Consider the following 20,500-nt stretch of genomic DNA (forward strand, 5'->3'; position numbering starts at 1 on the left):
GGGGCGTCCGCCGCGCACCCGATAGCCTGGACTCTCGCACTCCGGGGAGGACACCGTGTCGGATTCGAACACCCACGACCCGTCGGCCACGCAGCCGACCGAGCCGCTGCCGCCGCATCCGGCCTCCCCCGACCTCACGCCCCCGCCCGCATCGCCGTACGGACGACCGCCCGGATACGACGCGCAGCCGCCGGCGTACGGCGCCCAGCCTCCCGCCTACGGAGCGCAGCCTCCCGCCTATGGGACGCCGTCCTACGGACAGCCTCCCTACGGCGCACAGCCTCCGGCATACGGCGCGCAACCCCCCGCATACGGAGCGCAGCCGCCGGCGTACGGCGCGCAGGCCCCGGCGTACGGGCAGCAGCCGGTCTACGGGCAGCCGCCGTACGGCACTCCCGCCCGCCGCACCAACGTGCTGGCCGTCGTCTCCCTCATCTCCTCGGTCGCCGGATTCGTGCTGGCGTGGACCTGGGTGCTCGCGGTCGGGATCGTCGTGGGCGTCATCACGGGACACCTCGCGCTCGCACAGATCAAGCGCACCGGCGAGGCCGGGCGCGGTATGGCCCTGGCCGGGGTCATCGTGGGCTGGGTCGGGATCGGCTTCGGCGTGCTCGCAGTGCTCGCCTTCGCGATGCTGTTCGCCGTCGGATCGGTCTCGTCGTACACATGACCGGCGACCGCGGCACTCCGGTCGCGCGTACGCTGGAAGCACTGTGAAGCACACCCCCGCCCAGTCGGCGACCTCGTTGCCGCGCGCCCCGCGCGACGAGGCCCACACGCGCATGTCGAAGTACTTCCTCATGATGAGCGTGCGTGTCGTGTGCTTCGTGCTCATGGTCGTCATCACCCCGTACGGCTGGTACACGTTCGTGCTCGCGATCGGTGCCGTCTTCCTCCCCTACATCGCGGTCGTCATCGCCAACGTCGGCGTCGACGGGCGCCCCGAACGAGCCGTCTCGCCCGAGCGCGCCCTCCCCGCCGCGGCCGCAGACACCCCGCCGTCCGCCGCCGAGACGGGCGTCATCCGCATCCAGGAGGGCGACGCCGCACGGCCCGACACGAAGCCGGACGCGTCGTGAGCGAACGGATGTGCTCGCGCGCCGGATGCCGGGACGACGCCGCGTGGCAGGTCGTCTGGCGCAATCCCCGCATCCACGGCCCAGAGCGCCGCAAGATCTGGCTCGCCTGCGACGCCCACGTCGACTATCTGCAGGGCTACCTCGCCGCGCGCGATTTCCCCGTCGAGGTCGTCGCCTTCGCCGACGAGGCCGCCTCGTGAACCGCCGCACCGCGCTGCGCTGGGGCGGCTACGTCGCGTTCGCCGTCGTCTTCGCGATCGCGTGCGCGTGGCTCTCGCACTGGCAGTTCGACCGCAACGCCGGTCGTGAGGAGCAACTCAGCCTCATCGCGACCAACTACGACGCCGACGCTGTGGCGCTGGACGAGCTCATCCCGCCCGGCGACGAGTACTCCCCCGGTCTGCAGTGGCACCCGGTGACCCTCGTCGGCGAGTACCTCCCCGACGACACGCTGCTGGCGCGCAACCGCGCCCACGGCGGCACGAGCGCCTTCGAAGTGCTCGTGCCGTTCCGCACCGACGACGGACGCGTCGTCGTCGTCGACCGCGGCTGGATCCCGCCCGGCGCCGACCAGGCACTGCCCGACGAGATCCCGGCCCCGCCGAGCGGCGAAACGACCGTCGTGGTCCGGTTGAAGACGGGCGAGCCGCTCCCCTCGTCGGGGCGCAGTGCGCCCGAGGGGCAGGTGCCGACCATCAACGTGCCGCTCATCGCCGAGGCGATCGACGCCGGCGACGACGTGCTTGCGGGCGCTTACGGTCTGCTGGTGTCGGAAGACCCCGCGCCGGCCGCCTCCCCGCAGCCCCTCGAGGCCCCGTCCGACGATCCGGGACCGCACCTGTCGTACGCGATCCAGTGGATCCTCTTCGCCGTCATGGGCTTCGTGTTCATCTGGTACATGATCCGCACCGAGATCCGGCACCGCCGGGAGGACGCCGAGGATGCCGCGACCGTCGCCGCCGGCGAGACTCCCGCGCCGCGGGTGCGCACGCGCCGGCGCCGCGACCGCGACGCGGAGGAAGAGGACGAACTCGTCGACGCCGGACGCTAGTCCGGCCTGCGGTCAGGCCAGTTCGATGAGGTCGACGTAGTCGCGACCCCAGATGTCCTCGACGCCGTCGGGCAGGATCAGCACGCGCTCCGGGTTCAGTGCCTCGACGGCGCCGGAATCGTGCGAGACGAGCACGACGGCACCCTCGTAGTGCGCGAGCGCCCCGAGGATCTCCTCGCGGCTGGCGGGGTCGAGGTTGTTGGTCGGCTCATCCAACAGCAGCATGTTCGCCGACGACACCACGAGCGTCGCCAGCGACAGCCGGGTCTTCTCGCCGCCCGAGAGCACGCCCGCGGGCTTGAGCACGTCGTCGCCCGTGAACAGGAACGAGCCGAGCACCTTCCGCGCCTCGGTCGCGTTGATGTCGGGCGCGGCCGACATCATGTTCTCGAGCACCGAGCGGCCCACGTCGAGGTTCTCGTGCTCCTGCGCGTAGTAGCCGATCTTGAGACCGTGGCCGGGTTCGAGCTGCCCGGTGTCGGGCTTGTCGACGCCCGCGAGGATGCGCAGCAGCGTCGTCTTGCCCGCACCGTTGAGGCCGAGGACGACGACCTTCGAGCCCCGGTCGATCGCGAGGTCGACGTCGGTGAAGATCTCCAGCGAACCGTACGACTTCGACAGTCCGGAGGCCATGAGCGGCGTCTTCCCGCACGGGGCGGGCTTGGGGAACCGCAGCTTCGCGACACGGTCCTCCTGGCGCACCTCTTCGAGGCCCGACAGCATCTTCTCGGCGCGCGCGACCATCTGGTGGGCCGCCGCGGCCTTGGACGCCTTGGCGCCGAAGCGGGCCGCCTGCAACTGCAGCGCGGTCGCCTTCTTCTCGATGTTGACGCGCTCCTTCTTGCGGCGCTCCTCATCGGCCACCCGCTGACGCAGGTAGTTCTTCCAGTTCATGTTGTAGACGTCGATGACCTGGCGCATCGCGTCGAGGTAGAAGACGCGGTTCACGGTCTCGCCGACGAGTTCGACGTCGTGGCTGATCACGATCAGCCCGCCCTTGTAGTTCTTCAGGAACTCGCGCAGCCAGACGACGCTGTCGGCGTCGAGGTGGTTCGTGGGCTCGTCGAGGATCATCGTCTCCGCGTCCGAGAACAGGATGCGGGCGAGCTCGATGCGGCGGCGCTGACCGCCCGAGAGGGTCTTCAGCGGCTGGTCGAGGATGCGGTCGGGCAGCGACAGGTTGTGCGCGATCGAGGCCGCCTCGGCCTCGGCGGCGTAGCCTCCGAGCGCCTCGAAGCGCTCGGTGAGGTTCCCGTAACGGCGCATCGCCTTGTCGGCGACCTTCGTGTCGGCATCGCCCATCGCCAGCGACGCCTCGTGCATCTGCAGGGCGAGGGTGCCGAGGCCGCGTGCGTCGAGGATGCGCGTGCGCGCGAGCATCTCCGGGTCTCCCGTGCGGGGGTCCTGGGGCAGGTAGCCGAGCTCACCGGAGCGGTCGACGCGACCGTCGGCGGGGATCAGGTCGCCCGCGAGCACCTTCGTCAGGGTCGTCTTGCCGGCGCCGTTGCGGCCGACGAGGCCGATCTTGTCGCCGTCGGAGACGCGGAACGACACCTCCGACATGAGCGTGCGGGCGCCCACGCGGATCTCGAGGTCGTGCACGGCGAGCACAGCGGACGTCCGTTCTCTGCAGGGATGGGAATGGGCCGAAGGGCCAGCCTCCCAGTATAGATCCGGCCCGCGCACCGTCGGCCGCCCGTGTCGTAGAGCCCGCACAGCGTTCCGACGGATCCTTGGTCGCAGGTCCACACATGCGCGGCGTGGATGCCGCCCATAGGCTGAGCGCAACGCCCGACCGGCACGTGCCGGAACGACACCCCTGAAGGAGATCCGCATGTCGATCGCCGCCCCCGCTCCGCGCGTCCTCGCCGACGCGCTCGTGCGCCCGTCCACCCGCATCCGCGCCCTGGCCGCCGATGCCGCCCTCGTCGCCGTCGGCGCCGGGATCGTGGCGGTGCTCGCCCAGGTCGTCGTGCCGATGTGGCCCGTCCCGATCACCGGCCAGACCCTCGGCGTGCTGCTCGTCGGCGCGAGCCTCGGCGCCGTGCGCGGCGCCTCCTCCCTCGCGCTGTACGCGGCGCTGGGCCTCGTGGGCCTGCCGGTGATGGCACCGCAGCCGGACGGCGGCCACATCACGGGACTCGCGCTGCTGGCCACCCCGTCGTTCGGCTACGTCGCCGGCTTCATCCTCGCCGCGCTTGTCGTCGGACGCCTGTGCGAACTGCGCTGGGACCGCACGGTGCCGCGCGCCGTCGTCGCCTTCGCCGCGGGTTCCGCCGTCGTCTACGCCGTCGGGCTGCCCTGGCTCGCCGCCGTACTGTCGACCCTCGGCGTCGCGGAAGGTTCTGCCCTGTTCGGCGCGACGCTGCAGGCCGGCCTCCTGCCCTTCCTGCTGGGCGACGTCGTGAAGGCCCTGATCGCGGGCGCGCTGCTCCCGCTGGCCTGGGCGGGCGTGCGTGCGGTGGACCGCACCAAGAACGCCTGATCGCACTCGATCCGACGGCCCCGCATCCGCCCGACGGCGGGTGCGGGGCCGTCTCCGTATGTGACGGAAAACCTTCAGGCGGACTGCAGCGAAGTTGGCATCCGACGCGGTCGGCGACGTAATGTAAGCCTGCCCTTACTTCAGGCGCACCCCCACTTCCACAGCAACGGAGGAACCCTGTGTCCCGATTCCGCTCCGCGGCCGCCCTCACCGCGGCCGCCGCGCTCCTGCTCACCGGCTGCGCCTCGTCCGGCAGCGCCCCCGAGTCCTCCGCGTCCGGCGCGGCGGGAGACGGCGCGTTCCCGATCACGATCACCCACGCCCTCGGCGAGACGACCATCAAGGCCCAGCCCGAGCGCGTCGCGACCGTCGGATGGAGCAACCAGGACGTCGCGCTCGCCCTCGGCATCGTCCCGGTGGGCACCGACACGCAGGTGTGGAACTGGACCGGCGACGCGGACCCGGGTCTGTACGAGTGGAGCCAGGACAAGATCGACGAGCTCGGCGGCGACGAGCCGGCCCTGTTCACGACGTCGGCCGGCACCGACTTCGAGGCGATCGCCGACACCACCCCGGATGTCATCCTCGCCGCCCAGTCCGGCCTCGACGAGGAGAGCTACGCGACCCTCAGCGAGATCGCCCCCGTCGTCGCCTACCCTGACGTCGCCTGGTTCACCTCGTGGCGCGACACGATCACGCTCAACGCCGAAGGCCTGGGCCTGAAGGCCGAGGGCGAACAGCTCGTCGCCGACCTCGAGGCGCAGATCGCCGACGCCACCGCCGACTCCGACTTCGCGGGCAAGACCGCCGCGTTCTTCTCGATCAGCCCGGCCGACCTCTCCTCGGTCTCGCTGTACACGTCCGGCGACGCGCGCACCGCGTTCCTCGGCGACCTCGGCTTCGACATGCCGCAGGCCGCGTCCGAGGGCGCCGAGTCGGGCTCCTTCTACGAGGACTTCAGCGCCGAGAACGCCGACCGGCTCTCCGACGTCGACGTGCTCGTCACCTACGGCGACGGCAGCGTCCTGGCCGCTCTCCAGGCCGACCCGCTGTGGAGCACCATCCCCGCCGTCAAGAACGGCGCCGTCATCGAGGTCGGCATGGGCGACGCGTACAGCGCCGCCGTGAGCCCCACCGCGCTGTCCATCCCGTGGGTGCTCGAGCGCTACGTCGGCGACCTCGACGCGGCCGCCGCGAAGGTGCAGTGACCGACACCCCGATCGCACAGCGCCGCGCGTCCACCGCACCGGTGGGCGCGCGGCGCCGCGTCGTCGTCCTCGTCGGGCTGATCGCCGCCGTCGTCGTCTCGATCGTGATCTCGCTCTCGTTCGGTTCCCGTCCGGTGTCGATCCCCGAGATCGTCGACGGCATCGGCCTGTGGCTGCGCGGCGAGACGGCCAGTGACATCGGAGCCCTCGCCGTACAGAGCCGTGTGCCCCGCACCGTGCTCGCCCTCCTCGCCGGCGCCGCCCTGGCCCTCTCCGGCGCGCTGATGCAGGCGATCACCCGCAACCCCCTCGCCGATCCCGGCATCCTCGGCGTCAACACCGGCGCCGCCCTCGCCGTCGTCATCGGCATCGCCTTCCTCGGCGTCTCGAGCGGCTTCGGCTACCTGGGCCTGGCCCTCGTCGGCGCGTTCGTCACCGCCTTCTTCGTCTACTTCGTCGGCTCGGTCGGCCCCGGCGGAACGACACCGATCAAGCTCGCCCTCGCCGGCGCCGCCACCACGGCCGCCCTCAGCTCCGTCGTCTCGGCGATCCTCCTGCCCCGCCAGAACGTCATGGACGAGTTCCGCTACTGGCAGGTCGGCAACGTGGGCCGCGCCGACTGGGACACGATGGCCGTCATCGCCCCGGTGCTCGTCATCGGCACCGTCGTCGCGCTGCTGTGCGCCTCGTCGCTGAACGCGCTCGGACTCGGCGACGACGTCGCCGTCGGGCTGGGCGTGCGGGTCGGTCGCATCCGCATCGTCGCCGCCGTCGCCGGCGTCGCGCTGTGCGCCGCCGTCACGGCCGTCGCCGGTCCCATCGGATTCGTCGGGCTCATGATCCCGCACGCCGTGCGCCAGCTCGCCGGATCCGACCAGCGCTGGCTGCTGCCGCTTTCGGCGCTCGGCGGTGCGATCCTCCTCGTCCTCGCCGACACCATCGGCCGGGTCATCGGCTCCCCCGGCGAGGTCGAAGCCGGCATCATCACCGCCTTCCTCGGCGCCCCCGTCCTGATCGCCATCGCTCGGCGCACCCGATTGAAGGCGATGTGATGACCGTCACCGCTCTTCCCCCGCTCGCCGAGCCGCAGCTCGCCCGCGTGCGCACCGGCCGGCAGCGCCGCAGTCGCCGGCGCACGATCGCCCTCGCCGTCCTCGCCTCGCTCACCGTGGTGCTGTTCGCCGCCATGCTCATGCTCGGCAACACGATCTACCCGGTCTCCGACGTGCTCGCCGTCCTGGCCGGACAGCAGGTGCCGGGCGCCTCGTTCAGCGTCGGTTCGCTCCGCCTCCCCCGCGCGATCGTCGCGGTGCTCGCCGGGATCGCGTTCGGCGTCGCGGGCTCGACGTTCCAGACGATGCTGCGCAACCCCCTCGCGAGCCCCGACGTCATCGGGATCACCTCCGGGGCGAGCGCCGCCGCCATCCTCTCGCTCATCATCCTGCACTGGTCGAGCACGGCGACCATGGCGCTCGCGCTGGCCGCGGGCATCGTCACCGCCGTCGTCATCTACCTGGCCGCGCGGGGCGGGGAGTCGACGGGCGGCCGGCTCATCCTCATCGGCATCGGCGTCGGCGCCATGCTCGACGCCGTCGTCGCGTTCCTCATCGTCCGCGCCAACGTGTACGACGTGACCGTCGCCGCCCGGTGGATGACCGGCAGCCTCAACGGCTCCCGCATGGAGGACGTGCTCCCGCTGCTGCTGGCCGTGGTGGTGCTCGTCCCGCTCGTGCTCGTGCTCGCCCGCGATCTCGGCGCGCTCGAGCTCGGCGACGCGTGGGCGACGGCGCTCGGCGTGCGCGTGGACCGCACCCGCATCCTGCTGGTCGTCGCCGCCGTCGCCCTCGCCTGCTTCGCGACCGCGACGACGGGGCCGATCGCGTTCGTCGCGTTCCTGGCCGGTCCCATTGCGGCGCGGATCGTCGGCCCCGGCACGTCGGTCATCCTCCCGGCCGCGCTGACGGGGGCGACCCTGGTCATGGGGGCCGATCTCATCGGTCAGTTCGCGTTCGGCACCAAGTTCCCCGTCGGCGTCATCACCGGCATCCTGGGCGCGCCGTACCTCGTCTACCTGCTCATCCGGACCAGCCGCCGCGGAGGATCGTCATGACCGCACAGCACACCCTGCTCGCCGAGGGGCTCGTCTCCGGATACGGCGGGGTCACGGTCGTCGACGGGATCGACCTCACCGTCCCCGCCGGGAGCATCAGCGTCATCGTCGGCGCGAACGCGTGCGGCAAGTCGACGCTGCTGAAGACCCTCGCCCGCCTCATCCCCGCCCAGCGCGGCACCGTCGTGCTCGACGGCACCCGCATCGACCAGATCCCGACGAAGGAGCTCGCCCGCACGCTCGGACTCCTGCCGCAGCAGCCGGTCGCGCCCGAGGGCATCGCCGTCGCCGACCTCGTCGGTCGCGGCCGCCACCCCCACCAGAAGCTGTTCCGGTCCTGGACTGCCGCCGACGACCGCGCCGTCGCCGAGGCGCTCGCGGCGACCGGCGTGCTCGAGCTCTCCGACCGCGCCGTCGACGAGCTGTCGGGCGGACAGCGCCAGCGGGTGTGGATCGCGATGGCCCTCGCCCAGCAGACCGATGTGCTGCTGCTCGACGAGCCGACGACGTTCCTCGACGTCTCCCACCAGATCGAGGTTCTCGATCTGCTCACCGACCTGAACCGCTCCCGCGGCACGACGATCGTCATGGTGCTGCACGACATCAACCTCGCCGCGCGCTACGCCGACCATCTGTTCGCGCTGCGCCGCGGCACGCTGATCGCGAGCGGCGCGCCCGCCGAGGTGGTCACGAGCGAGCTCATCCGCGACGTGTTCGACCTCGACTCCGTCGTGCTCCCCGACCCCGTGTCGGGATCTCCGATGGTGCTCCCGCGCGGCCGTCACCACGTGCGTCCGACCCCGGATGCCGGCCCTCCGGCATCCGTCCCCTCCCCCGTTCCCGACACGACAGGAGCCGACCGATGACCGACGAGCGCCCGCCGAGCCGCTTCTTCCGCGCCCGCGTCACCGCGATCGCCGACCTCACGCCGAGCTTCCGGCGGTTCACGTTCGGCGGCGACGACCTCGCCGACTACGGCGACCCCGGGCTCGACCAGCGCATCAAGATCGTGTTCCCCACCGAGAGCACCCCGATCGACGCGATGCCGATGGGTGAGGACTGGTGGACCCAGTGGCGGGAGATGGACGAGGACCGTCGTCCCCCGTTCCGCACCTACACGACCCGGTACGTGCGCCGCGACCTGTCGGAGGTCGACGTCGACATGGTCGCCCACGACGTCGTCGGTCCCGCCTCGGCGTGGATCGAGCGGGCTCGGGTCGGCGACGAGGTGCTGATCTACGCGCCGACGACCGCCCACACCGGCGTGAGCTACGGCATCGACTTCGTCCCGCCCGCCGAGACCGACGACATCCTCCTCGCCGGCGACGAGACCGCCGCCCCCGCCATCGCGGTCATCCTCGAGCAGCTGCCGCGGGACGCGCGCGGCGTCGTCGTGCTCGAGGTGCCCGACGCGGCCGACGCCGCCTACCTGCCCGACCACCCGGGATTCGAGTTCCACGTCTCGGCACGCACCGGCCGGGATCGGCACGCGCACCTCGTCGCCGCCGTCGAGCGCACCGCCGCGCGGCTGGTGCCGGCGGGACGCGGCGCCGACGTCGAGGAGATCGACATCGACACCGACATCCTGTGGGAGGTGCCGCGCACCGCGAAGGGCGGCGCAGCGCTGAAGAAGGCGCCGCTGTACGCCTGGCTGGCCGGCGAGGCGGGCGCGATCAAGACCCTGCGCCGTGATCTGGTCACCGGTCACGGTGTCGACCGTCGCGCGGTCGCCTTCATGGGCTACTGGCGACTGGGCAAGGCCGAGGTCTGATCCTTCGCGTCAGGCCTCCGTCGCCGTCCTCGCCCGTCCCAGCCGCAGTCCGGGCACGAGCGCGACGATCGCGAGGGCGGCGGCGAGGGCGAACACCGCCGGGAATCCGGCATCCGCCCCCGCGAGGCCCGTGAAGACGAGACCCATGACGGCGATGGCTGCCGCCGAGCCGACGTTCTCGGAGATCGAGAGGGCCGACGAGTTGAAGCCCTGGTCGCGCGTGCTGGAGTAGGCCAGCGTCAGCACGGTCAGGCGCGGGTACATGAGGCCCATCCCGGCGCCGGCGAGCGACCAGCCGGCGATCAGCACGACCGCCGGCAGGTGCCAGAGCGCGGTCGCCGCGGCGACGAGCGTCGCGGCGATGAGCAGCGTCGAGCCGATGAGGGTGATGCGGGTGTTCCCGATGCGGTCGCCGTGGCTTCCCTGCACCGCCGACCCAGCCGCCCAGGTCAGGGCGGCCGCCGTGAGGCCGATCCCGGCCCACACCGGCGAGAACCCGTAGTCGTCGATGAGCAGGTACGGGACGTAGATCTCCGCGCCGAACAGCGCCGCCGCGATGAGCCCGCGCATGAGCACGACGCTGGGCAGGCCACGCGCGGCGCGCAGGGTGCACGGCGGCAGCAGCGGGCGCACCGCGACCGCCACGAGCAGTACCGAGGCGCCGATGACGACCGGCGCCCATCCTCCCGCCTCACCGGCGAGGCTCAGGCCGAGCGCGCCGGCGGCGACCGCGGCCGCGCATCCGAGGCGGGCCGCGACGGGGGCGGTCGACGGATGCTCGGTGGCCAGCGGCGTCCCCCACAGCCGCACCGCGACCAGGGTGAACGCGACGACGGTGAGGACGGCGACGCCGAGGAAGACCCAGCGCCAATGCAGGTACTCCGTCACCGCGCCCGCCAGGAACGGGCCGACGAGCGAGGGCACCACCCAGGCCGCCGAGAACGCAGCGAACACGCGCCCGTGCAGCGCACCCGGGTACACCCGGGCCACGACGACGTATAGGGCGACCGTCTGGCCGCCCGTGCCGAGTCCCTGGATGAGCCGGCCTGCGACGAGCACGGGCATCGACGGGGCGAGGCCTGCCACCAGCAGACCGGCGACGAACAGGGCGACGGCGACCGTCAACGGCCAGACCGGGTCGGAGCGGTCGCTCCACGCGCCGACGGCGACCATGCCGATGACGCTCGTCGCGAGCGTGCCGGCGAAGGCGACCGCGTAGAGCGCGTCGCCGTCGAGTTCGGCACTGACGACCGGCATGACCGTCGTGACGGCCAGCGACTGCATCGCCGCGAGGAAGATCAGCGCGATCGCGCCCGCGGTCACCCAGCCGCGGCCGGCGCTCCAGATGCCGCCGTCGGTCACGACCGCGCCAGGGCGCCCATGCGGGTGACAGCCTCGGTGATCACCTCCGGCGCGCAGCCGAAGTTGAGCCGCACGTGTCCGGCGCCACCGGCGCCGAACTCGGGCCCGTGATGCAATGCGACGCGCGCTTGCGTCAGCACGGTCCGTGCCGGGTCGTCCCCCCACCCGTACGCGGACAGATCGATCCACGCGAGGAAGCCGGCATCCGGGATCGTGTAGCGCGCGAGGGGTAGCTGCTCGGCGAGGAGGCCCGCCAGCAGGCGGCGATTGGCGTCGAGTCGGGCGAGGAGGCTGTCCAGCCACGAGTCGGAAGAGGCGTCGAACGCGGCGACGGCCGCGATCGCGCCGAACAGCCCGGTGCGCCACTCGACCTCCCGTGGCAGCGCCCGCACGACGGCGGTGGTCGCGTCGGCGGCGGTGAGCAGCAGCGCGCACTTGAGACCGGCCAGGTTGAAGGCCTTCGACGCGCTCGTGACGGCGAAGCCGACGGCGGCGGCGTCCTCCGACACGGCCAGGAACGGCGTGAACCCGCCGCCCGGCTGGGCCAGCGGGGCGTGGATCTCGTCGCTGATGACCACGGCGCCGTGGCGTCGGGCGATCGCGGCGAGGGCGGCGAGGCTCTCGCGGGAGTGCGCGGTTCCGGTCGGGTTGTGCGGGTTGCACAGCAGCACGGCGCGTGCCCCGGCGGCCAGGGCCGCCTCGATCCCGTCCAGGTCGAGCGACCAGCCGGCCCCGTCCTCGAGCAGCGGCACCTCGTGCGGGGCGCCACCGGCTTCCTCGATGCAGATGTAGAACGGCGGGTACACCGGCGGGGTGATCACGACCCGCTCCCCCGGCGCGACCGTCGCCCGCAGCAGTTCGACGACGCCCATCATGACATCGCCCGTCCAGTTCACCCGCGCGGGGTCGACCTCCCATCCGAAACGACGTCGCGCGAAGGCCGCGTAGGCGTCGCGCAGGCCCGGGTCCGGCGGTGTGTACCCGGTGTCGCCGATCTCGACGGCATCCGCCAGCGCGGCACGGATCGGCTCGGCGAGCGGGAAGTCCGTCTCGGCGACGAACAGCGGGAGCACGTCCTCGGGATACGAGCGCCACTTGGTGCTCGAACGGCGACGAAGGGTCTCCAGCGGCAGGGCTTCCAGGGGGGTGACGCTCACCCGTCGAGCCTATCGACGCCGAGCGGGCGGGCCGGCCAGGATGACGTCGGGCGTCGAGTCGACTGCGCGCGAACGAAGGTTTCGACTCGACTGCGCTCGAACGCGGGTTTCGACTCGCTGCGCTCGCTCAACCTTGAGCCGCAGCCGCATCAACGCCGCTTCGCGGCATTGCTCCGGCTCGGCTCAAATCGCGAACCCGAGGGCTCGCATCATGTCGCGGCCGTCGTCGGTGATGCGCTCGGGACCCCACGGCGGCATCCACACCCAGTTGATGCGGAACCGGTCGACGACGTCGTCCAGCGCCTGCGCCGTCTGCTCCTCGAGCACATCGGTCAGCGGGCAGCCGGCGGAAGTGAGCGTCATGTGGATGACGAGGGCGTCGTTCTCGTCATCCCAGCTGAGGTCGTAGATCAGACCGAGGTCGACGACGTTGATCCCGAGCTCGGGATCCATGACGTCTTTCAGGGCCTCCGTGACGTCGTCGTACTTCTCGGGTGTGAGAGTCGCGGTCATGGCTCGATCTTAAGCCTCGACGGGAGCGGCGGGCTCCTGCTCGCCCTGCAGGTAGCGGTCGTACCCCTCGTCCTCGAGGCGTGCGGCCAGCTCCGGGCCCCCCTCCTCGGCGATGCGGCCGGCGACCATGACGTGCACGAAGTCGGGCTGGATGTAGCGCAGGATGCGGGTGTAGTGCGTGATGAGCAGCACGCCGAGGCCGGTGGCCTCCTTGGCGCGGTTCACACCCTCCGACACGATCTTCAGCGCGTCGACGTCCAGACCCGAGTCGGTCTCGTCGAGCACCGCGATCTGCGGCTTCAGCAGTTCGAGCTGCAGGATCTCGTGGCGCTTCTTCTCGCCGCCCGAGAAGCCCTCGTTGACGTTGCGCTGGGCGAACTTCGGGTCCATGCGGAGGTTCTTCATGGCCTCCTTGACGTCCTTCGTCCACGTGCGGATGCCGGGGGCCTCGCCGTCGACGGCGGTCTTGGCGGTGCGCAGGAAGTTGGTGACGGTGACGCCGGGGATCTCGACGGGGTACTGCATCGCGAGGAACAGTCCGGCGCGGGCGCGCTCGTCGACCGACATCGCCAGCACGTCCTCGCCGTCGAGTGTGATCGAGCCGCTCGTGACGGTGTACTTCGGGTGGCCGGCGATCGTGTAGGCCAGGGTCGACTTGCCGGAGCCGTTGGGGCCCATGATGGCGTGCGTCTCACCGGTGCGCACCGTGAGGTCGACGCCGTTGAGGATCGGGGTCGTGCCGGCCTCGGTCTCGACGGTGACGTGCAGGTCGCGGATCTCCAGAACGGTCATGCGGGATTCCTCAGTTCACTTCTTTGGTCACGGCGGGGTCGATGAGGACGTCGTCCCCGTCGATGGTGACCTCGTACACGGGGACCGGCTCGTAGGCCGGCAGGTTCAGGGGACGGCCGGTGCGCAGCGAGAACGCGGAACCGTGCGCCCAGCATTCAAGGGTCTCCCCCTCGACGAAGCCGTCCGACAGCGAGATGTCGCCGTGGGTGCAGGTGTCACCGATCGCGTGCACCTCGCCGTTGGAGTCGAGGACCACGGCCATCGGCACACCGTCGATCTCGACGCGCACCGCGGTGTCCTGCTCCAGGTCGCTCAGGCTCAGCACTTTCTTCGCGCTCATGCGCGGTTCCCTTCGGCCAGTTCGGTCTCGATGGCGGCGATGAGCTCGTCCTCGAGGGCGGGGATCCCGGTCTTCTGCACGATCTCGGCGAGGAAGCCGAGCACGACGAGACGTCGCGCCTCGTCCTCGGCGATGCCGCGCGCCTGCAGGTAGAAGAGCTGCTCGTCGTCGAAACGTCCGGTCGCGCTGGCGTGCCCGGCGCCCAGGATGTCGCCGGTCTGGATCTCGAGGTTCGGGATCGAGTCGGCGCGGGCGCCATCGGTGAGCACCAGGTTGCGGTTGGCCTCGTAGGAGTCGGTGCCCACGGCATCCGGGCCGATGAGCACGTCGCCGATCCAGACGCTGCGCGCGCTCTCGCCCTGCAGGGCGCCCTTGTACAGGACGTCTCCGGTCGTGTGCGGCCCCTTGTGGTGCAGGTAGACCTGGCTCTCGAAGTGCTGACCGGCATCGGCGAACGACAGGCCGTAGAGCTTGCCGTCGGCGCCGGCGCCGGCGAGTTCGACCGAGGGGTTCACGCGCACGACGCCGCCGCCGAGGGTGACGACGATGTGGGTGAGCGACGCGTCGCGGTCGACGCGCGCCTGATGCGACGCGAGGTGCACGGCGTCGTCGTCCCAGCGCTGCAGCGAGATGACGGTGAGCGCCGAGCCGTCGCGGGCGATGATCTCGACGTTCTGCGCCTGCTGCGCGGTGCCCTCGTGGCGCAGCAGTACGACGCCGCGGGCGTTCGCCTGCGCCTCGATGACGACGTGCGCGTGCGCGACGCCGCCGGTTCCGGTGAGGGTGACGACGACGGGCTCGTCGAGCTCCACCCCGGCGGGGATGCGGATGAGGGGGGCTTCGGCCTCCTGCGTCCAGGCGATCGCGGCCGGCGCGTCTTCGGGGCGGAAGACCTCGCCCCGCGGCGCCTCGCCCGGGGCCAGGCGGCGCTGCTCGACGGCGTCCGGCGCGGACACCTCCACGGCGATGACGCCGTGGGGCGCCGCCTCGTCGGCCAGGAGCGCGCGCACGCGGTCGACCGGGGTGTGCTTCCAGTTGACCTCGCGGCCGGTCGGCACCCCGAAGTCGGCGGCGTCGAACGAGGTGAGACGCTCGGAGCGCGTCTGCACCGGAACGAACGCGGCGGCAGGGTCGATGTGACCCTCGCCGCGGGTGGCGGGGGCCTGTGTCGCTGTCGTCATCAGCCGACGGATCCTTCCATGCCCATCTCGATGAGCTTGTTCAGCTCGAGGGCGTACTCCATGGGCAGTTCGCGGGCGATCGGCTCGATGAAGCCGCGCACGATCATCGCCATGGCCTCGTCTTCGGGCATGCCGCGGCTCATGAGGTAGAACAGCTGCTCCTCGCTGACCTTCGAGACGGTCGCCTCGTGGCCGAGCTGCACGTCGTCGACGCGGATGTCGATCGCGGGGTACGTGTCGGAGCGGGAGATCGTGTCGACCAGGAGCGCGTCGCAGCGCACCGTGTTGGCGGAGTGGTGCGCGTTCGCGTCGACACGGACCTCGCCGCGGTAGCCGGCGCGGCCGCCGCCGCGGGCGATCGACTTGGAGACGATCGAGGACTGCGTGTACGGCGCCATGTGGATCATCTTCGCGCCGGCGTCCTGGTGCTGACCGGGCCCGGCGAAGGCGACCGACAGGGTCTCGCCCTTGGCGTGCTCGCCCATGAGGAAGATCGACGGGTACTTCATCGTCACCTTGGAGCCGATGTTGCCGTCGACCCACTCCATCGTCGCGCCCTCGTGGGCGACGGCGCGCTTGGTGACGAGGTTGTAGACGTTGTTCGACCAGTTCTGGATCGTCGTGTAGCGCACGCGGGCGTTCTTCTTGACGATGATCTCGACGACGGCCGAGTGCAGCGAGTCGCTCTTGTAGATCGGCGCCGTGCAGCCCTCGATGTAGTGGACGTAGCTGTCCTCGTCGGCGATGATCAGCGTCCGCTCGAACTGGCCCATGTTCTCCGTGTTGATGCGGAAGTAGGCCTGCAGCGGGATCTCGACGTGCACGCCCTTCGGGACGTACACGAACGATCCGCCCGACCACACGGCCGTGTTGAGGGCCGCGAACTTGTTGTCACCGGCGGGGATGACCGTGCCGAAGTACTCCTCGAAGAACTCGGGGTGCTCGCGCAGGGCGGTGTCGGTGTCCATGAAGATGACGCCCTGCTCTTCCAGGTCCTCGCGGATCTGGTGGTAGACGACCTCGGACTCGTACTGCGCGGCGACGCCGGCGACGAGGCGCTGGCGCTCGGCCTCGGGGATGCCGAGCTTCTCGTACGTGTTGCGGATGTCCTCGGGGAGGTCCTCCCACGACTGCGCCTGCTTCTCGGTGGAGCGCACGAAGTACTTGATGTTGTCGAAGTCGATGTCGCTGAGGTCGGCGCCCCACGTCGGCATCGGCTTGCGGCCGAAGAGCTGAAGGCCCTTCAGACGGGTCTTCAGCATCCATTCCGGCTCGGCCTTGAGGGCCGAGATGTCGCGCACGACGGCTTCGCTGAGGCCGCGCTTCGCGCTGGCGCCGGCGGCGTCGGGGTCATGCCATCCGAACTCGTAGACACCGAGTCCTTCGAGCTCCGGGCGGTCGATCAGCACATCCGACATCGCAATTCCTCCTTCGCACCCCGAAACGGTGTCAGCCGTCCCGACATTCCCGTCCCCGTCTCGGCCTGCTGGAGGCCGCGGGAGGCGTCGTGTCGCTGTGGGGGTCGCTTGCTTCACGGTCCGGTGCGGGTGTGCTCCGCGCCTAGACTCGAGTGGATGCCCGGCGCTCGGCGCCCGGCCGTCACAACCCGTCAAGTCTACAGGCAACGCCCTACACCCGGCGTGACCGAGGCGCTGCACCACGGCGCCGTGACAACCCGACGCCGCCAGGAGCCGCCGCATGTCCGCATCGTCTACGACCGACACCGTCGCCCCCGCGCGCGGTTGGCTGCCGACCCGGATCTACGGGCGCGTGCGCGCACTGGCGTGGGCGAACTTCGTCGGCAACGTCGTGATCATCGCGACGGGCGGCGCCGTGCGCCTGACCGGCTCGGGCCTCGGCTGCCCGACCTGGCCGACCTGCACCCCCGACTCGCTCGTCCCGACCGAAGAGCTGAGCTACCACTCGATCATCGAGTTCGGCAACCGCCTCATGAGCCCCGTGCTGGGCCTGCTCGCCCTCGCGCTGCTCGTGCTCGTGTGGCGCCTGCGCACCGCGCGACGCGACGTGTTCGTGCTCAGCTGGATCATCATGGGCGGCATCCTGGCCCAGGCCCTCGTCGGCGGCATCACGGTGTGGACGGGCCTGAACCCCTTCATCGTCGGCTTCCACTACGTCGCCTCCCTCACGCTGGTCTGCGTCACCGCCGCACTGCTCGTGCGTCTGCACACCGAGCCGGGACCGCGCGTGCGCGCCGTGCCACGCTGGTACGCGATCGCGACGCACGTGACGACGCTCGTGCTGGCCGTGACGATCGTCTTCGGTGTGCTCACCACCGGCGCAGGGCCCCACTCGGGCGACGCGGCGGTCGGCCGCAACGGCTTCGACGCCGAGGTGCTCGAGCACGTGCACGCCTGGCCCGGGTACATCCTGCTCGCGCTCACCGTGGTGCTGACCGTCGTCGCCTGGCGCTCGTCGCTGCCGACGCGGCCGTGGATCACCGCGCTGCTGGGCGTCGAGCTCGTGCAGATCGCCGTGGGGATCTACCAGGCCCGCAACGGGCTGCCCGAACTGGCCGTCGGCGTGCACATGGTGCTGGCGGCGCTCACCGCCGCCGCGATGACCGTCGTCGTCCTGCGACTCAAGGCGCCCGCCGCGCACACAGCAGGTTCATAGCCGAGGCATCGCGGTCTCCGATCCGCACGGGCGAGAGTGGGGCGCGCCCCGTCCGACCGGATGCGGCGAACCCGATCACTGGAGCATCCGCATGACCACCCGTCCCCGTCTGACCCGCAGCATCCCGTTCTGGGGCCTCATCGTCGGCTCGGTCGCCTCCGCCGGGGCCGGCGCCGCGCTGCTGCTCGACAAGCTCGGCGGCATGGACGCGCGCCTCACCGACGGCTCGGCCACGAGCAACGACGTGTACGTCGGCCAGATCTGGGGCGTGTTCGGCGCGATCCTCGTCGGCGCCGGCATCGTCGGTCTGCTGCTCGCCCTGACCGTCGCGTCGCTCAAGACCTTCGCCGCCCGTCCCGCCGAGGCCCCCGAGGTCGTCGAGGCGCCGGCGTTCGCCGACGACGAGGTCACCGACGAGATCGCCGACGCGACCCCGGATGCCGGGCCCGCCGCATCCGACGCGCACGAGTCGACCGACACCAACGGCGACGGCGTCGACCTCGGCCACAGCCGCTCGCGCGAGGACGCCCCCACGCGCTGAACCGCCCCCGCGCGAGGAGCCACCCGCCCCGCGCATCCGGCTCCCGCAGTTCTTCGGAGATCCGCGGTTCTTCGGACCACCCGCTCCCGCGGGCTCCGAAGAACCGCGGATCTCCGTCGTTGCGCGGGGGCGCCGTGCTCACGGCACCTCGTGGAGGCGCTGCCCGACGGCGCGGGCGATCGCGTCCTGCACGGCCGGCCAATCGTCGACGACCTGGGCGTACGTGAACCGCAGCACGCGATAGCCCAGGAGCATGAGGCGCGCATCGTGGGCGATGTCGTCGGCGCGCTGCGCCCCGACGTGGTGGCCGCCGTCGAGCTGCACGATCAGGCGCCGCCCGATGAGGAAGTCCACGCGCCGCCCCTCGACCCACACCTGCGACAGGATGCGCACCCGCAGCCACCGCAGCCGCACCCGGAACAGGCTCTCGAGACCCGAGTCGGCGAACGGGTCGACGGCGTCGAGCACGGCGACGGCGGATGACGACAGCGTCAGCCTGCGCATCTCGGTCAGGCTCGCGCGTCCCTGTCGCACCGCCGAGTCCCACACGGCGACGGCCTGCTCGAACGGACGGCAGGCGGCGACGAGCGCGAGGGCGTTCTCGGTCCGGTCTTCGAGCGCGTCGGGAACGCGCGGAACCAGGGGTCGCGCCCAATGCACGTGCACGCCGGCGGGCTTCCCGCCAGCTCCGCCGGGATCCGCCGCGACATGCGGATGCTGTTCGTGCAGCACCCAGAGGCCGAGTCGCCGCGCGAGGGTGACGCACGAGAGCACCACGCCGGCACGGGCCGCCGCGATCAATTCGGGATCGGCGCCCGGAACGGCGACCCAGTCGCGACGGACGCGAAGGAGGCGCCCGTCGGCACGGGTGCGGTCGAGATGATGTCGCGAGAAGCCCTCGGCGAGCAGCGTCGACACCCGGGCGACCCCACCGTGCCTCGTGGTCGCCGCGACCACCGACTCCCCCACTGTGCGCGCATCCATGCCGGCCACCGTGCCACGCGGAGCCTCACCGCGGGCCTTCGCCCCCGGCATCCGTGGACGCATGCGTCAGTTCACCACGCTGGGGAGGACAACCGGTCTACGCAGGTCGTGGCATCCGTTCTCCAGAGATCAGCACATCTTCGGACGCACGCGCCCGGCACGGTCCGAAGAACTGCGGATGTCCGAAGAACCGCAGTGGATGCGGCGCCACCGCAGCGCGCGGCAGATCAGCGCGTCAGAACGGGAGCAGCGGGTCGACGGCGATCGCGACGAACAGCAGCGTCAGGTAGGTGATCGAGGCGTGGAAGACGCGCATCGGCTTCGCCCCCTCGCCGCGCACGGCCCGGTTGTAGAGCACGTGCGACTCGAACACGAACCAGCCGCCGAACACGAGAGCCGAGACGGTGTAGACCAGCCCCATGTCGCCGACCGGGATCAGCAGCAGCGAGCAGGCGACCGTCGCCCAGGCGTAGAGGATGACCTGCAGGCCGACCTGGGTGCCGTTGCGGGTCGCGCCGAGCATGGGCACGTCGGCCTCGACGTAGTCGCCCTTGTACTTCATCGACAGCGGCCAGTAGTGCGGCGGCGTCCACAGGAAGACCAGCACGAACAAGATCAGCGGCTCCCACGCGAGCGTGCCGGTCACGGCGGTCCAGCCGATGAGCACGGGGAAGCAGCCGGCGATGCCGCCCCACACGATGTTCTGCTCGGTGCGGCGCTTGAGGATCATCGTGTAGATCACGACGTAGAAGAAGATGGCGACGACGCTGAAGGCCGCGGCGACCCAGTTGGTCGTGGCGAGCAGCCACACCGTCGAGAGCACCGCGAGCGTCCAGGCGAAGATCAGTGCGCCGCGGGGCGAGACCTCGCCGGTCACGAGCGGACGGTTCTCGGTGCGGTGCATGTGCGCGTCGATGTCGCGGTCGATGTACATGTTGAACGTCGCCGCCGAGCCGGCGCTCATCGCGCCGCCGATCACCGTCGCCAGCACGAGCCACAGGTTCGGCATCCCGCCCTGCGCGAGGATCATGACCGGGACGGTCGTCACCAGCAGCAGCTCCATGACGCGCGGCTTGGTCAGCTGCACGTACGCCCGGACGGTGCGCCCGAAGGAGCGGTCGGCGGAGGCACGGACTCCGGATTCGGCACCGGCCGTCGTCGTCGTGTCCATCTCCCCCACAATCACCCGCGTCACGGACCGGCCCAGTCTACGGCACGGCCGGTCGCGGGCCCGGTGGAACGCCTCACATTCGGCGGGGGTGCGCGGTGAGCGGCGGGTGACACGGGCGACA

At 71.3% G+C, this 20,500-nt stretch carries 22 protein-coding genes; 12 read left to right on the forward strand and 10 right to left on the reverse strand.

Going from position 1 to position 20,500, the window contains the following annotated elements; genetic code table 11:
- The first annotated feature begins 55 nt into the window (after positions 1-55).
- The 4 genes from C7474_RS08600 to C7474_RS08615 are packed head-to-tail and all read left to right on the forward strand — an operon-like array spanning position 56 to position 2,130.
- Positions 56-670, forward strand: coding sequence for a DUF4190 domain-containing protein (locus C7474_RS08600; protein ID WP_241965167.1), 615 nt, complete (start codon positions 56-58; stop codon positions 668-670).
- A 43-nt stretch (positions 671-713) separates the two neighbouring features.
- Positions 714-1,079, forward strand: a complete 366-nt coding sequence (locus C7474_RS08605) for a DUF3099 domain-containing protein (protein WP_121058926.1) — start codon at positions 714-716, stop codon at positions 1,077-1,079.
- An 8-nt stretch (positions 1,080-1,087) separates the two neighbouring features.
- The gene (locus C7474_RS08610) at positions 1,088-1,279 is read left to right on the forward strand and encodes a hypothetical protein (protein WP_199692418.1); all 192 of its coding nucleotides are present in this window, start codon (positions 1,088-1,090) and stop codon (positions 1,277-1,279) included.
- Complete coding sequence (locus C7474_RS08615) at positions 1,276-2,130, forward strand: SURF1 family cytochrome oxidase biogenesis protein (protein WP_121058930.1); 855 nt, start codon at positions 1,276-1,278, stop codon at positions 2,128-2,130. The genes C7474_RS08610 and C7474_RS08615 overlap by 4 nt, the downstream gene beginning before the upstream one ends.
- Before the next feature lie 12 nt (positions 2,131-2,142).
- Here C7474_RS08615 and abc-f read toward each other — a convergent pair whose 3' ends face one another.
- Complete coding sequence (abc-f, locus tag C7474_RS08620; protein ID WP_121058932.1) at positions 2,143-3,741, reverse strand: ribosomal protection-like ABC-F family protein; 1,599 nt, start codon at positions 3,739-3,741, stop codon at positions 2,143-2,145.
- Between the two features lie 223 nt (positions 3,742-3,964).
- On the opposite strand from abc-f, the gene C7474_RS08625 reads away from it, so the two are divergent.
- The 6 genes from C7474_RS08625 (at position 3,965) to C7474_RS08650 (ending at position 9,704) form a co-directional block, all read left to right on the forward strand.
- Positions 3,965-4,615 carry a biotin transporter BioY gene (locus C7474_RS08625; RefSeq protein WP_121058934.1) on the forward strand — a complete coding sequence of 217 codons (651 nt, stop codon included), beginning with the start codon at positions 3,965-3,967 and terminating at the stop codon, positions 4,613-4,615.
- Positions 4,616-4,794: 179 nt separating this feature from the next.
- Entirely contained in the window at positions 4,795-5,823 is a 1,029-nt protein-coding gene (locus tag C7474_RS08630) for an iron-siderophore ABC transporter substrate-binding protein (RefSeq protein ID WP_121058936.1), read from the forward strand.
- On the forward strand, positions 5,820-6,875 hold the full coding sequence (locus C7474_RS08635; RefSeq protein ID WP_199692401.1) for a FecCD family ABC transporter permease: 1,056 nt from the start codon (positions 5,820-5,822) through the stop codon (positions 6,873-6,875). Before C7474_RS08630 ends, C7474_RS08635 begins: the two co-directional genes overlap by 4 nt.
- Positions 6,875-7,933 (forward strand): FecCD family ABC transporter permease, encoded by a 1,059-nt coding sequence (locus C7474_RS08640; RefSeq protein ID WP_121058938.1) that lies wholly within the window; start codon positions 6,875-6,877, stop codon positions 7,931-7,933. The genes C7474_RS08635 and C7474_RS08640 overlap by 1 nt, the downstream gene beginning before the upstream one ends.
- Entirely contained in the window at positions 7,930-8,799 is an 870-nt protein-coding gene (locus C7474_RS08645; protein WP_121058940.1) for an ABC transporter ATP-binding protein, read from the forward strand. The genes C7474_RS08640 and C7474_RS08645 overlap by 4 nt, the downstream gene beginning before the upstream one ends.
- On the forward strand, positions 8,796-9,704 hold the full coding sequence (locus C7474_RS08650) for a siderophore-interacting protein (protein WP_121058942.1): 909 nt from the start codon (positions 8,796-8,798) through the stop codon (positions 9,702-9,704). The genes C7474_RS08645 and C7474_RS08650 overlap by 4 nt, the downstream gene beginning before the upstream one ends.
- 9 nt (positions 9,705-9,713) lie before the next feature.
- On the opposite strand, the gene C7474_RS08655 is transcribed toward C7474_RS08650, so the two are convergent.
- From C7474_RS08655 to sufB, 7 genes are all read right to left on the reverse strand, one after another.
- Positions 9,714-11,066: an MFS transporter gene (locus C7474_RS08655; RefSeq protein WP_241965168.1), complete on the reverse strand. Its 1,353-nt coding sequence runs from the start codon at positions 11,064-11,066 to the stop codon at positions 9,714-9,716.
- Positions 11,063-12,223 (reverse strand): MalY/PatB family protein, encoded by a 1,161-nt coding sequence (locus C7474_RS08660; RefSeq protein ID WP_121058944.1) that lies wholly within the window; start codon positions 12,221-12,223, stop codon positions 11,063-11,065. The genes C7474_RS08655 and C7474_RS08660 overlap by 4 nt, the downstream gene beginning before the upstream one ends.
- 183 nt (positions 12,224-12,406) lie before the next feature.
- A complete protein-coding gene (locus tag C7474_RS08665) occupies positions 12,407-12,736 on the reverse strand; it encodes a metal-sulfur cluster assembly factor (protein ID WP_121058946.1) in 330 nt (109 codons plus the stop codon).
- Positions 12,737-12,745: 9 nt separating this feature from the next.
- Positions 12,746-13,528, reverse strand: a complete 783-nt coding sequence (sufC, locus tag C7474_RS08670) for a Fe-S cluster assembly ATPase SufC (RefSeq protein ID WP_121058948.1) — start codon at positions 13,526-13,528, stop codon at positions 12,746-12,748.
- A 10-nt stretch (positions 13,529-13,538) separates the two neighbouring features.
- Positions 13,539-13,868: a non-heme iron oxygenase ferredoxin subunit gene (locus C7474_RS08675; protein WP_121058950.1), complete on the reverse strand. Its 330-nt coding sequence runs from the start codon at positions 13,866-13,868 to the stop codon at positions 13,539-13,541.
- The gene (sufD, locus tag C7474_RS08680; RefSeq protein ID WP_121058952.1) at positions 13,865-15,049 is read right to left on the reverse strand and encodes a Fe-S cluster assembly protein SufD; all 1,185 of its coding nucleotides are present in this window, start codon (positions 15,047-15,049) and stop codon (positions 13,865-13,867) included. The genes C7474_RS08675 and sufD overlap by 4 nt, the downstream gene beginning before the upstream one ends.
- Positions 15,049-16,467, reverse strand: a complete 1,419-nt coding sequence (gene sufB / locus C7474_RS08685; RefSeq protein ID WP_121058954.1) for a Fe-S cluster assembly protein SufB — start codon at positions 16,465-16,467, stop codon at positions 15,049-15,051. The genes sufD and sufB overlap by 1 nt, the downstream gene beginning before the upstream one ends.
- Positions 16,468-16,747: 280 nt before the next feature.
- Between sufB and C7474_RS08690 the strand changes: the two genes are divergently transcribed.
- Both C7474_RS08690 and C7474_RS08695 read left to right on the forward strand, forming a co-directional pair.
- Positions 16,748-17,683 carry a COX15/CtaA family protein gene (locus C7474_RS08690; RefSeq protein ID WP_121058956.1) on the forward strand — a complete coding sequence of 312 codons (936 nt, stop codon included), beginning with the start codon at positions 16,748-16,750 and terminating at the stop codon, positions 17,681-17,683.
- A 91-nt stretch (positions 17,684-17,774) separates the two neighbouring features.
- Positions 17,775-18,224, forward strand: a complete 450-nt coding sequence (locus C7474_RS08695; RefSeq protein WP_121058958.1) for a dinucleotide-utilizing enzyme — start codon at positions 17,775-17,777, stop codon at positions 18,222-18,224.
- 138 nt (positions 18,225-18,362) lie between these two features.
- Here the strand turns inward: C7474_RS08695 and C7474_RS08700 are convergent, their stop codons facing one another.
- On the reverse strand, positions 18,363-19,208 hold the full coding sequence (locus C7474_RS08700; RefSeq protein WP_121058960.1) for an endonuclease domain-containing protein: 846 nt from the start codon (positions 19,206-19,208) through the stop codon (positions 18,363-18,365).
- Positions 19,209-19,443: 235 nt separating this feature from the next.
- Positions 19,444-20,379, reverse strand: coding sequence for a heme o synthase (locus C7474_RS08705; protein ID WP_121058962.1), 936 nt, complete (start codon positions 20,377-20,379; stop codon positions 19,444-19,446).
- Positions 20,380-20,500: the final 121 nt, after the last annotated feature.

Origin of the sequence: Microbacterium telephonicum (assembly GCF_003651225.1) — a bacterium.
GTDB classification, from domain to species: Bacteria; Actinomycetota; Actinomycetes; order Actinomycetales; family Microbacteriaceae; genus Microbacterium; species Microbacterium telephonicum.